We start from the raw sequence: 13,515 nt of genomic DNA on the forward strand, positions 1-13,515 counted from the left end.
AAAAGTCTCAGGTGGCCGCACACATCGCGGTTACCTGAGACTTTTTTTGAATCCTTATTGATGGTTGCCAGCCTTGAAGTAGCTGGTCAAGCCGCTGACAATGTCGCTGGCGATCTGTTGCTGATAGGCGGCGGACTTGATCTTGGCGTAATCGGAATCATCGTTGATGTAGCCCATCTCGAGTAAGACAGCCGGTTGCGTATTTTCCCGAATCACTTCAAAATCGCCGAATTCGACGCCGCGATTGGTCAGGCCCAAGCCTGTGAAGCTCTTGTTCAGGTAGGTGGCCAGCGTCTTGTCCTTCTTGACGCTGTAATAGTAAGTCGTGAAGCCGCTCGCTGTGTTGGCGTTTGGCGTCGAGTCAAAATGGAAGGAGATGAAGGCATCCGCGTGGACCTTTTCGGCAACGGCCGGCCGCGGGGCGAGATCGACGAAGCTGTCATCGCTGCGCGTGTAGATCACATTGACGCCTTGTGCCTTGAGCGCTGCACCGACCTTGTTCGCCAATGCCAGCGTGTACGTCTTTTCCGACCCGCCGCTTGTGGACTGGGCGCCGGAGTCGGTGCCGCCGTGGCCCGGATCCAGCACGATCGTCGCCTCGCTCAGGCTGGTTGCGGCCTTGGCCGTCGCGCTGCCCGGCATCGACAAGATCCAGCTGGCGATGTAGCCTTTTTTACCCGTTGCGGTCTGGACGTAATACCATTCTCCGGATTGTTTTAAAATTGTGACGCTTTGGCCCTTTGTCAGGCGGGTGACGATCGGCGCGTTGATGCCGGCCGCCTCGCGCACATTGGCCGCGGTCGTGGTGGTGGCCTTGACCACCGTGACAGCAGCTTTCGTCGCGACGGCCGCACTCTGCTTCGGCGCCTCCAACGTGACCGTTTGATTGGTGATATTGATCAGCTTCGTGTAGACCCAGGCGGCCGTGTTTTGATACGCGATCTCGGTCCAATCGCCTTCCTGATAGATCACCTTCGCGGAGTCGCCAGGCTCAAGTGTGCCGAGCACCTTCGACGTCGTGGTCGCGTATTGGCGGACATTGACCTGCCCAGCCACCGTCGCGACGCGCGCCGTGGTGGTCGTTGCTTCGTTTTGATCGACCAGCCAAGAGGCGACCCAGCCAATGCGATTGCCGGCGAGGCGCACCTGGTACCACGAATTCTCCTTATCGATCACCGTCAGCTGGGTCCCATTTTGCACCTGGCCCATCACACTATAGCCAAGCCCGGGGCCAAGCCGCACGTTGAGCACTGAGGCGCGAACGGTCAGCGTTTGATTGTTGGCGAGCACCGTGGTCGTCGCCGCCGAGATCGCGACCAGTAGGGAAAAAAGCACGATCAACGGCCATTTTTTGAGTTGTTTGAAACGCATATTCGCATCAGTCCTCATCTGATATACGTCGATTATACCAAACCCGCGCCAGATAAGGCAGAGGGACGAGAATTTTGTCACGGTGCGGCTTTCCTAAAATAAATGGTTGAGTCGATGAAGAAGGCGGGCGGGCTTCAGCCAGAAATGGCTGTGCCGCTTGCACCGAAAGTGAGCTTTAAGACCGCGACCTTTGCGGGCTTAAAGTCACTTGGGAGCGTTCCAGCCATTTCTGGTCGAAGCCCACCCGGGGCAACGCCAATGTTTTTGCTGTTGTTTGCCCGATGCATCATTGACAAGTTTTCATTAAAAACGTATGCTGAACCTAAATATTGCAGTGCCCAAGACGAAGTAGGATAGACCGCCATAAGCGACCCGGGAATTGGTGAAAGCCGGGATAGGTCGAAAAGACACTTCTGAGGCAGATCCGCTCCGGTCGCCGCCGTTATGGCTAAGTGAAACAGTAAGGTGGTACCGTGCAACGCACCCTTCGACAAATCGAGGGGTGCGTTTTCTTTTGCACCTGCAAATAAATGGAGGAACGACAATGAGTTATCAACGACCAAAAGGCACAGCCGACATTCTGCCTGGCCAAAGTGAGCTGTGGCAGCGGGCCGAGGCAATCGGCCGGCGCGTGTTTGACGCGTATCGCTACCAGGAAGTACGCACCCCGTTGTTTGAAAATTACGAAGTCTTTTCCCGCTCGTCAGGCGACACGTCCGATATCGTGACGAAGGAAATGTATGACTTCGAGGACAAAGGCGGCCGCAAAATGGCGCTGCGTCCAGAAGGCACTGCAGGCGTGGTGCGTGCCTATGTGGAAAATAAGTTGTACGGGCCGGAGTTCGCCAAGCCATACAAGGTCTATTACATGGGTCCGATGTATCGCTATGAGCGTCCCCAAAGCGGCCGCCAGCGCGAATTTCACCAATTCGGCGTCGAGGCATTCGGCGTCGATAGCCCGGCGCTGGACGCTGAAGTGATCGCGCTGGGCAGCGACCTTCTCAAGGCACTGGGCGCAGGCAACCTCAAAGTGGTGATCAACACGTTGGGCGACCCGGCCACGCGCGAGGCGTACCACGCCGCGTTGATCGCGTACCTGACCCCGTATCAGGATGAACTGTCCGCCGATTCAAAGGTCCGCCTGGCGAAAAATCCGTTGCGCATCCTCGACAGCAAGGATAAGCGTGACCAGGAGATCGTCGAAGGCGCGCCGAAAATTCTCGACTATCTGACGCCTGAAGCGGCTGCCCATTTTTCCGCGGTCCGCGGCTTCTTGGATGGCCTCGGCATTCAATACGAGATCGATGCCGACATGGTGCGTGGCCTGGATTACTACAACCACACGATCTTCGAGATCATGAGCGATGACCCTGTCTTCGACGGCGGCTTCACCACTGTTTTGGCCGGCGGGCGCTACAACGGCTTGGTCGAGGAACTCGGCGGGCCTGAGACGCCTGGCATCGGCTTTGGCATGGGCGTTGAGCGCGTGATGCTGCTGATGCAAAAACAGACCGTCACGACTAGCTTGCCAGTGTACCTGGTCACCATCGATGATAAGGCCAACGCCGCCGCCTTGCAGCTGGCGCATGCGATTCGCCAGCAGGGCTATGCCGTTGACATGGATTTTCTCGGCCGCAAAGCCAAGGCCCAGTTCAAGTCCGCAGCCAAGGAAAATGCGCAGCTGACCTTGACCATCGGCGAAGAAGAATTGGCCAGCGAAACGGTGCAGGTCAAGAACATGGCCACCGGTGCGCAAAAGCCAGTGGCGTTTGCGGAGCTACGCACAAACTTTAAGCAGCTTTATGAGGAATTATTGGAGGCAGATCATGAGTAAACGCACAATCTATGCCGGTGATGTCCGGGCAAGTGATATCGATCAGACGGTGACCTTGAAGGGCTGGGTGCAAAAACGCCGCAGCCTCGGGAATTTGATCTTCATCGATCTGCGCGACATTCATGGCATCGTGCAGTTGGTGTTTTCACAAGAATTCGGCGCCGATGCGTTGGCGATCGCGCAAGATGTCCGCAGCGAATATGTGATCGAGGCAACTGGCGTGGTCAAAGCCCGCGCGGCCGAGGCCAAAAACGCGGCGATGAAGACCGGCGAGATCGAAGTGGAATGCAGCAGCCTGACTGTTTTGAACAAGGCCAAGACGCCGCCGTTTGACATTGACAACAACGTCAACGCCACCGAAGAGACCAAGCTGAAGTATCGCTACCTCGACTTGCGCCGGCCGGAAATGCAAGAGGCGATCATCACCCGCAGCAAGGTGATGCAGGCGGTCCACCATTTCTTCGACGACAACGGCTTTCTTGACATTGAGACGCCAACGCTGACGGCATCCACGCCTGAAGGGGCGCGTGACTATCTGGTGCCGTCTCGCGTTTACCCAGGCAGTTTTTACGCCTTGCCGCAGTCCCCGCAGCTGTTCAAGCAGCTGTTGATGGGCGCCGGGTTTGACCGCTACTATCAGATCGCGCGCTGCTACCGCGATGAGGATCTGCGCGGCGATCGTCAGCCTGAATTCACCCAGATCGATATGGAGACCAGCTTCCTTGATCAAGAGGAGATTCAGACCCTCACGGAAGGCCTGATCGCCCGCGTGATGAAGGATGTCAAAGGCATCGACGTTAAGTTGCCGTTCCGCCGCATTCAGTGGCAGGACGCCATGGATCAATACGGCTCCGATCGCCCGGATCTGCGCTTTGGCATGCTGATCCAAGATGTCTCCGCGCTAGTCGCGGACTCAGACTTCAAGGTCTTCAGCGGCGCCGTTGCCAATGGCGGCCAAGTCCGCGCCATCGTGGTGCCGGGCGGGGCGGAGAAGTATTCCCGCAAAAAGATCGATGAGCAGCAGGACTACATCAAACGCTTTGGTGCAAAAGGCTTGGCCTGGCTCAAAGTCACCGACGACGGCATCTCTGGTCCGATCGCCAAATTCTTCGGCGATGGCAGTGACTTGACGCGCGCCGTGGCAGCCAATGCCGGCGACCTGATTTTGTTTGTCGCCGATCAGCCGACCGTGGTTGCGGCCAGTCTGGGTTACCTGCGGGTGCATTTTGCCCAGGAGCTCGGCCTCATCGATTCCGACGATTACGAATTCTGCTGGGTCGTCAACTGGCCACTGTTTGAATACGATGAAGGCATTGAACGCTGGGTTCCGGCCCATCATCCATTCACGATGCCAAACGAAGAGGATGTGCCGCTTTTGGACACCGATCCGCACAGCGCCCATGCCCAGTCCTACGACATCATCATGAACGGGGACGAACTTGGCGGCGGCTCGATTCGTATCCACACGCGCGAGATCCAGGAAAAAATGCTGCATGCGTTAGGATTCACCCCAGAACGCGCGCAAAAGGCATTTGGCTTCCTGCTTGACGCGTTGACATACGGTTTTCCGCCGCATGGTGGTCTGGCGATCGGCTTGGATCGCTTCGTGATGTTGCTGCTCGGCCGCGACAACATTCGCGACGTGATCGCCTTCCCGAAGAACTCCAAGGCCTCTGAGCCGATGACGAACGCGCCGACCCCGGTTGCGGATGTGCAGCTGAAGGATCTTGGCATCGAGGTCCGCGGCGGCGTCGATCCAGACAAGGCTCACGCAGCCGATGATCAGCTGACGGAATAAGCATTGATTTGAAAAAGCGGTGTTGGCTCGCGCAACAGGCGCAGGGTCGGCGCCGTTTTGTTCTCGCCGAAAATGGGCCGCGGAGGCTGATGGGAAAAGCCTGGTGCTCTGGTCAACAAACCTGGTGCTCTGAATTTGGAAAAGAAGGTGTGACATGACTGACGATCGATTTTTGCCCCTGGGGTTTCCGGGCCGCGCCAAAGCGGTGATCGAACCGTTTCGCGATGAAGGATTCAATTTTCCGGCCAAGTTTGTGTTTGCGTTTGTGGGCGAGGACACGATCGCGGCCATGTGCCAGCAATATTCTGCCCAGCAGCTGGCGGTGTTTGAGACCGTCAGCAACACCTTCCCCATTTGGGGGCTTGAGGTGGCCGGTGAGAAAATTGGGCTGTGCCGTGCGCCACTGGGAGCGCCGGCTGCCACGCAATTGCTGGAATTTGTGATTGCGTACGGTGCCCGTGAGATCGTGGCGGTTGGGTCTTGCGGGACCTTGACTGCGCGCGAGGAGGGGGCCTTACTGCTGGTGAGCGAGGCGCTCCGGGATGAAGGCACCTCCTATCATTATTTGCCGGCTGCGCCCAGCATTGTGTTTGAGGCAGGCTTTGGCGAGCGCGTGGCGAGCCAACTGCTGGCGCTCGGCAGCCCGGTCGAGCGCGTGAAGACTTGGACCACGGATGCCTTTTTCCGCGAAACGCCGGCGCAGATCGCGCAGGCGCTGTCGGCAGGGGTCACGGTCGTGGAAATGGAAGCGGCGGCACTGGCGTCGTGTGCGCGGTATCGCGACGTGCGGTTCGCCGAGTTGCTGTTCACCGGTGACTCACTGGCGGATCCAAGCCATCATGATGCCCGCACGTTTGGGCTAGGCGCGCGGGAGGTGGCCACCCGCTTGGCGCTTCAGGCACTGGCCCGTGGCTAGCAGACCGCGCAAATAACCAGGAGTCGGCGCACGATGGCCGGTTCCTGGTTTTTTTTTGCAAACATTAACATATGTACAACTAAATTGCTGACAACCGAGACGGGAATTGGTATACTGGACGCGAGGTGAGGAAGATGAAGCAAACAGATGACGAATTGAAGCAACGACTGACGCCTGAACAGTATGAAGTCACGCAGCACGCCGCTACGGAGCGGCCATTTTCCGGACGGTATGATGATTTTTATCAAGATGGCATTTATGTGGATGTGGTCAGCGGCGAGCCCCTGTTTTCCTCGGCGGATAAGTATGATGCGGGGTGTGGGTGGCCGGCGTTCACGAAGCCGATCGGCAAACTGAAGGAACACCGCGACCAGAGCTTTGGCATGGAGCGCGTTGAGGTCCGCAGTCAAGACGCCGGCTCGCATCTCGGCCATGTCTTCACGGATGGCCCGCAAGATCAAGGCGGCCTGCGCTATTGCATCAACTCGGCGGCGTTGCGGTTCATTCCCGTCGCGGATCTGGACAAGGCGGGTTACGGCGAGTACCGCAGTCTTTTCAAGGAGGCGCGCTGATGGCAGAAGAGACAGCAATTTTTGCCGGCGGGTGTTTCTGGTGCATGGTCCAGCCGTTTGACCGCCAGCCCGGCATTGTGTCGGTCGTGTCCGGTTATACCGGCGGGCATGTGGCCAACCCGACGTATCGCGAGGTGGCCAGCGAGACCACCGGCCACACGGAGGCGGTCAAGATCACGTTTGACCCGGCCGTGATCACCTATGCGCAACTGGTCGAGATCTATTGGCGCCAGACGGATCCCACTGACGCGATGGGCCAGTTCCAGGATCGCGGCGACAGCTACCGGCCGGTGATCTTCGTGAACTCGCCGGCGCAGCGAGAAGCCGCGGAAGCTTCCAAGGCCAAACTCGAGGCATCTGGGAAATTCGATAAGCCGATCGTCACGACCATCGAACCCGCTCAGCCATTTTATCAGGCGGAGAGCTATCACCAGCAGTTTTATAAGAAAAATCCGCTGCGCTATGAGATGGAAGAAGAAGGCGGGCGCGCGCAGTTCAAACGCGCCCACTGGCATGGCTGAACAATTCTCGCACAAATAATGGCGAATCGGCAGCGGCTGACTCGCTATTTTTGCGGCTTGAAGTAGTCCCTGCGTGTTATACTGAATGCACACTGAATCAGGGAAAGGATAATCATGCAAGAGATCGATCGCTTGATCCGTCGTCATCAAAACTCAAGTCGGCTCACCGCCGCGTTGTTTTACAGTATCTGTGTGGCGGTGGGACTGAATATGTTCTGGGAGCCCGCCGGCGTTTTCGCCAGCGGCATCACAGGGGCGGCGCAATTGCTGGCCACCGTGGTCCGCAAGTGGTTCTATTTCAAAGTGGCGACACCGTTTGGCCCAATTGCCAGCACCGATATTTTTTCGACCGGGACCTTGCTGTTTCTGTTGAACGTGCCGCTGTTTGTTCTGGCATGGAAAAAGATCGGCCACCGCTTCACCATGTTCACGTTCTTGGCGGTCGTCTTTTCGACTGTGATGATTCGCCTGCTGGGCGGCCTCAAACCGCTGACCACGGACCCGATCGTCTGCGGGATCTTCGGCGCGCTGATCAACGGGATGGGTACTGGATTTGCGCTGCGCAATAACTTGTCGACCGGTGGCCTGGATATCATTGGCATCGTGCTGCGCCGCAAGACCGGCACCACCGTGGGCACCGTGAACATCGCCTTCAACATCTTGATCATTTTCCTGGCCGGCTTCGTCAATGACTGGCCGCACGCGCTTTATTCCGCGATGGCGATCTTCATCAATGGCAAGGTGATCGACTCGCTGTTCACCCGCCAGCAGCGGATGCAGGTGATGATCGTCACGGAGCACCCCAAGGCCGTCGTCAATGAGATTCAAAACACCCTGCGGCGCGGCATCACCATCGTCCACGATGCAGAAGGGGCCTTCCGCCACGAGGAAAAGACGATCTTGTTCACGATCATTTCCCGCGCTGAAATGTACGAACTGGAAACGGCGATGCGCAAGGCGGACCCATATGCTTTTGTGTCCATCACCGAATCCGTTAAGATCATGGGGCATTTTTACGAGCCAAAAGCGGATTGATCTTGCGCTATAAGTGCAGCACGTCTTTAGTCTTTAGATCAGTTCGACGCGTTCATACAGATCGCACGAAAAAGCGGCCAGGTGCCGCTTTTTTCATCAGGAGGGCAAACATGGATGACTTGTTGATCGGCGCCAACGTCAGTATGTCGGGCAAGGGGATGTTTCTGGGCGCCGTCGAGGAAGCTGAAAGTTACGGCGCCACCACCTTGCAGTTTTATACCGGCGCCCCGCAAAACACGCGGCGTAAATCCACGGATCAGATGCGGATTCCGGAAGGCCTCGCCGAAATGGCGGCCGGCGGGTTGTCGCACTTGGTGATTCACGCGCCTTACATCGTCAATCTCGGCAACACGATCAAGCCCGAGAATTACCCATTTGCGGTGCAGTTCATGCAAGAGGAGGTTGCGCGCGCCGAGGCGCTGCACGCCTACAGCATGCCATTTCATCCCGGCGCACATGTTGGCGCCGGCGCCCCGGCTGCCATTGCGCAGATCGCCCGCGGCCTCAACGAAATTATTTCAGCTGACCAGCACGTCACCATCGCGCTTGAAACGATGGCGGGCAAAGGCACAGAAGTCGGGCGGACGTTTGAGGAGTTGGCCGCGATCATCGACCGAGTCGACCACCAGGACAAGGTGATGGTGACCATGGATACCTGTCATATTAGCGACGCCGGCTATCCGGTCCGCGATGATTTTGACGGCGTCCTCAACGAATTCGATCACGTGATCGGCCTCGATAAACTGGCGATCATCCACCTCAACGACTCGAAAAATCCTCAGGGCGCACACAAAGATCGTCACACCAACATCGGGATGGGGTCGATCGGCTTTGACGCACTGTATGCCATCGCGCATCACCCCCAGCTCGCACATCTGCCGAAAATTCTTGAGACGCCGTATGTCGGAACCGACCCCAAACACAAACACGCGCCGTATGCCGTGGAGTTGAACTGGCTGAAAACAGGCGTGTTCCAGCCAGAGGAGTTGACCGCGCTGGCAGAGGCGTAGTGCCGCATGTTCTTTCGCCAAAGGTCTAGCTAAAATTGAACAGATGATTGATCGGCCCGGTGTTTTTGCCGGGCCTTTTTGATTCTGTTGCCGACAGTCGTAGGCCCCATTGATCGTCGCATCTGATGAGCGCATCTATGTACCCCCGATCCGATCGGGCCTTTGACCAGACCGGGGGCCACACAAGTTGCGAACGACAGGCCCTCGCCAGTCGCAACTTGTGTGAATACATTGCTCTTTGAAACTTGGTTGGCATCCATGCCGCCGCCATATCGATTGCTGGTGCAGTAAGCTTAGGTCATGTAGGCTTAGAATTTCGGTGACCTTCCCACTCCCGAAGAAGCAGGCGTCCGGCTCAAGATGGGCCGCATTCCAGTCCTACAAACAAAGGTGGGCTGCACGACATTTGTGTGGATGCCGGTAGATCTTATTCAGCTGTCAAAGAGCGTGACAAGGCGTTGCCGCCGGGGACAGAGCAACATTTCTGGCTCGCCGAGGCGAACCGAGCGTCTTTCATCATTGTTGGATCTTTGAGTCGCCGCCATATCGGACGCTGGTGCAGGGGGATAGATATATAGGCTTTGTAGGGTCGATGACCTTCCCTCCTCCGAAGAGTTGGGCGTCCATGTCACGTTGGGCCGCACTCTGGTCCTGCAAACGAAGGTGGGCTGCACGACAGTTTGATGAAAGACTATTATGGGAACCCGGGCTCCCGTGGTGCGGGTGGTGCTGAATGCGCGTTGTACATACGCGCGTTTTGAAGGTGTGTTGTTTCCCCCGACCGCCCATGGAGTCGAATGAATATGCATGCGACAGTCTCCACTTGGGGCATGCTCATCCGGACGTCGGTAAGGAGCCACCTTCCTTCCCCTTACACTATAGTAAGCGAGTGGGCGCCGTAAAATGTGATCGAGATTTTGAGATAATTTTTTTTGCACAGGCTAGAAACGCTGACAAGGCAACAATCTCGAGCAAAAAAAATATTTTTCGGCGCCTTCACTATTTTTACCAAAACAGGTCAACTTTAAGGTAGCAAATGGGGGACTGACCGAGAGATGTTGAATCCAAAGAATTGAGACTATTTTCAAATAATATGCGAATCGAGCAATCATCTCGTGACGTTGGGTTGTGCCACCTTTGAAAAAGTCCCCGTGTCGATTCCGTCACCGCTTGACCAAAAGTAACGGCACAAATGGCGCACGCCCGGGATCTCATCCGAAAACTTTTGGGATGGCGTCACACGGTGTCCTCACTGGTTTTTAGGACCATCAAACCGGCAAAAGCTGGCCGCAAATAATAATTTTCGCCAAGAAAAAGGGGCCCTTCGCATGAGGACCTCCCTGGAATGATTTTTATCTAAAGTGAGTTACTTGGCGCCGGTCTCGAATTCGTCGATACCCATGTGCTCCAGAATCAGCGTGGCCGTTTCCTCAATCGAGCGCTGGGCGGTGTTGATCACCATGCAGCCGAGCTTCTGATACAGGCGGTCGGCAAAGGCGAGCTCCTCGCTGACCTGGTCGCGGGCAGAATAGGCGGTGTCCGGATTGAGCCCATACGCGATCATGCGCTGGCGGCGAAATTCCATGAGGACAGACGCATCGGTGGTCAGGCCGACAATCTTGTGCGGATCGACTTTGTAGATCTCATCTGGAATGTGAGCGTTTGGCACAAGCGGCAAGTTGGCCACTTTCAGGTTCCGGTTGGCTAAAAACAGCGACAACGGGGTCTTGCTGGTCCGCGACACGCCAAGCAGGACGATGTCGGCTTCCAAAAAACCCTTCGGATCCTTGCCATCGTCATAAAGCACGGCGAATTCCATGGCTGAGATGCGATCAAAGTATTTTTCATTTAGGTCGTGCACCGCGCCAGCCACGCCGCTTGGTGCCTCGCCGGTAAGGGTGGTGACGGCATCTAGCATTGGCGTCATCACGTCGATCAGCGGCACGTCTTGTTGCTTGGCGTAACCGCGGGCGAGCTTGCTGAGGCCAGGAGTGACCAGGGTCGCGATCACAATGCCGCGGTCGGCTTTGGCCTGCTCGATGGTCTGCATCAATTTTTCCTCGTCGTGACAAAACGGGAAGCGGATGTAGTGCGCCGTGCGATCGCCGTATTGGGCCGCCACAGCCTGGGCGAGTTTCAGACCGGTCTCGCCGATCGAATCGGAGATGATGTAAAGGTTCAGTTCTTCTGCCATCTCGTGCCTCCAAGTGTTAAGATACCGTTATCATACCATATTGTGCGCGTCGACCACGTAGGTGAGAAAAATCGTGCACCCGCTCACAAAAAAACGACAATCCAATATTGACGCGGTTTTGCTGTTCATATATAATGGTCAAGAACTGTTGGCTTTACGATATCTGTCAGTGGTTACACAAGTGTCGGAGGGAGGGATATCATATGGCAAAGACGGTCGTTAAGAAAAACGAATCTCTCGATGATGCTCTTCGGCGCTTCAAGCGCACCGTATCCAAGTCAGGTACCTTAGCCGAATACCGGAAGCGGGAATTCTACGAGAAGCCTAGTGTGAAGCGGAAGCTCAAGTCTGAAGCTGCACGCAAGCGCAAAAAGTTCTAATAACCACAAAACGCGGGCCTCTGGGTGCGCGTTTTTTTGCGAAAAAAACAGGGGTGGGACCGCCCACCCAAGGAGGAATTATGGCATTAGTTGATCAATTGAATGAGCAGATGAAAACGGCCATGAAGGCGCGCGACAAGGAGACGCTGAGCACGGTGCGGATGCTCAAGGCCGCCGTGCAAAACAAGCAGATCGAACTTGGCCACGACCTCACCGAAGACGACGAAAAGGCCCTGCTTTCCACTGAGTTGAAGCAGCGCAAGGAATCCCTTGTCGAATTCCAAAATGCCAATCGTGAGGATCTGGTCAAGCCGCTGGAAAACGAGATCAAGATCGTTGAAAGCTACCTGCCAGCCCAACTGGATGAAGCGGCTGTCACGGCGCTGGTCGAGGAGACCATTCAAGAAGTCGGCGCAACTGGCAAGAGTGACTTTGGTAAGGTGATGAAGACCTTGATGCCAAAAGTCAAAGGCCAAGCAGACGGTGGGCTTGTGAACCGCATCGTCAAAGAAAAACTCGGCTAAAAAAGGGTGTGGCGGCCCGCGGGATGGCGGAACAGCTAACTTGGCTCAGGCGAACGATGGCGCACTCGGCCATCGAGCGCATGAGCCAGTTAGATGTTTCCGCCATGCGGGCCGGAACCCGACTAGGCAGGATGTGGCACGGGGAGGTCTGGTTCACACTGTGCAGCATTGCACAGCGTGGTTGCCTCGTGACCAGTCCATTGCCTTTCCTACTGTCTTTCTTTTTCACATTCAAAAAGAGTCGGCCATGGCCGGCTTTTTTCGTCCCGCGCCAGCGAAACGTCGAGTGACACCCTCTGCGGCAAGCCGCGCCCCGCGATGCGCGCGGTTATGGTAAAATGACGGTAAATGAAACTGAGGAGGCCAGCGTTATTGGCAGAAGAATCCAGTGAAAAAATTTTCCTCCTCGCTGACGCGGATCAAGCGATCAGCCTGGCGGGCATCAATGACCAAAACTTTGCACGCATCGAAGAGGGCCTGGGCGTCACGATCGCCCCGACCGCACAAGGCCTGCGCCTGACCGGACCGGCGGAAAAAGTCGGTCTCACCTACCAGCTCCTCAGCCAAATGCTGGTGCTGCTGGGGCAAGGCATCCGCTTGTCCGCCCCCGATATTCAAAGCGCGATCAAGATGGCGCAACGCGGTACCCTCGATTATTTCACCGATATGTATTCAACGGTGCTGATTCGCGATGCCAAAGGTGGGGCGATTCGGGTCAAGAATTTTGCCCAACGTCAGTACATCGACATGATCAAGCGCAACGACATTACGTTTGGCATCGGCCCGGCCGGTACCGGGAAGACCTTCCTGGCCGTCGTGATGGCAGTGGCTGCGATGAAGGCGGGCGAGGTGGAACGCATCATTTTGACTCGGCCGGCGGTTGAAGCGGGCGAGAGCCTCGGCTTTTTGCCTGGCGACTTGAAGGAAAAAGTGGATCCGTATCTGCGACCTGTCTACGACGCGCTGTATGCGGTCCTCGGCCAGGAGCACACGACGCGCCTGATGGACCGCGGCGTGATCGAGATCGCGCCGCTTGCGTACATGCGCGGCCGGACGCTCGACAACGCGTTTGCGATCTTGGATGAGGCGCAAAACACGACGCAGATGCAGATGAAAATGTTTTTGACCCGCCTCGGGTTTGGCTCCAAGATGATCGTCAATGGCGACATCACCCAGATCGACCTGCCGAACAATGGAAAAAGTGGGCTGATTCAGGCCCAGGCGATTCTGCGGGACATTGACCATATTGGCTTCACCGAATTTTCGGCGGCGGATGTGGTCCGTCATCCGGTGGTCGGCAAGATCATCGAGGCATACGGACAAAAGGCATGACTGGTCGCGCGGGTGACTCACTTCGCGC

Annotated in this window: 12 protein-coding genes; 10 read left to right on the top strand and 2 right to left on the bottom strand. The window is 56.5% G+C overall.

Features of this window, described 5'->3' with window-relative positions:
• Positions 1-54: 54 nt before the first annotated feature.
• Positions 55-1,371, bottom strand: coding sequence for an N-acetylmuramoyl-L-alanine amidase family protein (locus tag JUE67_RS00110; protein WP_203625535.1), 1,317 nt, complete (start codon positions 1,369-1,371; stop codon positions 55-57).
• A gap of 544 nt (positions 1,372-1,915) precedes the next feature.
• Between JUE67_RS00110 and hisS the strand changes: the two genes are divergently transcribed.
• From hisS to JUE67_RS00145, 7 genes are all read left to right on the top strand, one after another.
• Entirely contained in the window at positions 1,916-3,205 is a 1,290-nt protein-coding gene (hisS, locus tag JUE67_RS00115) for a histidine--tRNA ligase (protein WP_203625537.1), read from the top strand.
• Positions 3,198-5,003 carry an aspartate--tRNA ligase gene (aspS, locus tag JUE67_RS00120; protein WP_203625539.1) on the top strand — a complete coding sequence of 602 codons (1,806 nt, stop codon included), beginning with the start codon at positions 3,198-3,200 and terminating at the stop codon, positions 5,001-5,003. Before hisS ends, aspS begins: the two co-directional genes overlap by 8 nt.
• A 154-nt stretch (positions 5,004-5,157) precedes the next feature.
• Positions 5,158-5,919: a nucleoside phosphorylase gene (locus JUE67_RS00125; RefSeq protein WP_203636912.1), complete on the top strand. Its 762-nt coding sequence runs from the start codon at positions 5,158-5,160 to the stop codon at positions 5,917-5,919.
• A 134-nt stretch (positions 5,920-6,053) separates the two neighbouring features.
• The gene (msrB, locus tag JUE67_RS00130; RefSeq protein ID WP_203625549.1) at positions 6,054-6,491 is read left to right on the top strand and encodes a peptide-methionine (R)-S-oxide reductase MsrB; all 438 of its coding nucleotides are present in this window, start codon (positions 6,054-6,056) and stop codon (positions 6,489-6,491) included.
• Entirely contained in the window at positions 6,491-7,012 is a 522-nt protein-coding gene (gene msrA / locus JUE67_RS00135) for a peptide-methionine (S)-S-oxide reductase MsrA (protein WP_203625551.1), read from the top strand. Before msrB ends, msrA begins: the two co-directional genes overlap by 1 nt.
• A 114-nt stretch (positions 7,013-7,126) precedes the next feature.
• On the top strand, positions 7,127-8,047 hold the full coding sequence (locus tag JUE67_RS00140; protein WP_203625553.1) for a YitT family protein: 921 nt from the start codon (positions 7,127-7,129) through the stop codon (positions 8,045-8,047).
• Between the two features lie 119 nt (positions 8,048-8,166).
• Complete coding sequence (locus JUE67_RS00145) at positions 8,167-9,057, top strand: deoxyribonuclease IV (protein WP_203626048.1); 891 nt, start codon at positions 8,167-8,169, stop codon at positions 9,055-9,057.
• A 1,366-nt stretch (positions 9,058-10,423) separates the two neighbouring features.
• Here JUE67_RS00145 and JUE67_RS00150 read toward each other — a convergent pair.
• A complete protein-coding gene (locus JUE67_RS00150) occupies positions 10,424-11,251 on the bottom strand; it encodes a pyruvate, water dikinase regulatory protein (RefSeq protein WP_203625555.1) in 828 nt (275 codons plus the stop codon).
• Between the two features lie 203 nt (positions 11,252-11,454).
• On the opposite strand from JUE67_RS00150, the gene rpsU reads away from it, so the two are divergent.
• From rpsU to JUE67_RS00165, 3 genes are all read left to right on the top strand, one after another.
• Entirely contained in the window at positions 11,455-11,631 is a 177-nt protein-coding gene (gene rpsU / locus JUE67_RS00155; RefSeq protein ID WP_054661478.1) for a 30S ribosomal protein S21, read from the top strand.
• An 80-nt stretch (positions 11,632-11,711) separates the two neighbouring features.
• Complete coding sequence (locus tag JUE67_RS00160) at positions 11,712-12,155, top strand: GatB/YqeY domain-containing protein (protein ID WP_203625557.1); 444 nt, start codon at positions 11,712-11,714, stop codon at positions 12,153-12,155.
• A gap of 372 nt (positions 12,156-12,527) precedes the next feature.
• A complete protein-coding gene (locus tag JUE67_RS00165) occupies positions 12,528-13,487 on the top strand; it encodes a PhoH family protein (protein ID WP_203625559.1) in 960 nt (319 codons plus the stop codon).
• Positions 13,488-13,515: the final 28 nt, after the last annotated feature.

Source organism: Lacticaseibacillus mingshuiensis, assembly GCF_016861785.1.
GTDB classification, from domain to species: domain Bacteria; phylum Bacillota; class Bacilli; order Lactobacillales; family Lactobacillaceae; genus Lacticaseibacillus; species Lacticaseibacillus mingshuiensis.

Coding starts and splice junctions, on each gene's coding strand:
- JUE67_RS00150 (WP_203625555.1), bottom strand. CDS start 11,251: ATGGCAGAAGAACTGAACCTTTACATCATCTCCGATTCGATCGGCGAG.
- aspS (WP_203625539.1), top strand. CDS start 3,198: ATGAGTAAACGCACAATCTATGCCGGTGATGTCCGGGCAAGTGATATC.
- JUE67_RS00160 (WP_203625557.1), top strand. CDS start 11,712: ATGGCATTAGTTGATCAATTGAATGAGCAGATGAAAACGGCCATGAAG.
- JUE67_RS00110 (WP_203625535.1), bottom strand. CDS start 1,371: ATGCGTTTCAAACAACTCAAAAAATGGCCGTTGATCGTGCTTTTTTCC.
- hisS (WP_203625537.1), top strand. CDS start 1,916: ATGAGTTATCAACGACCAAAAGGCACAGCCGACATTCTGCCTGGCCAA.
- msrA (WP_203625551.1), top strand. CDS start 6,491: ATGGCAGAAGAGACAGCAATTTTTGCCGGCGGGTGTTTCTGGTGCATG.
- JUE67_RS00140 (WP_203625553.1), top strand. CDS start 7,127: ATGCAAGAGATCGATCGCTTGATCCGTCGTCATCAAAACTCAAGTCGG.
- rpsU (WP_054661478.1), top strand. CDS start 11,455: ATGGCAAAGACGGTCGTTAAGAAAAACGAATCTCTCGATGATGCTCTT.
- msrB (WP_203625549.1), top strand. CDS start 6,054: ATGAAGCAAACAGATGACGAATTGAAGCAACGACTGACGCCTGAACAG.
- JUE67_RS00125 (WP_203636912.1), top strand. CDS start 5,158: ATGACTGACGATCGATTTTTGCCCCTGGGGTTTCCGGGCCGCGCCAAA.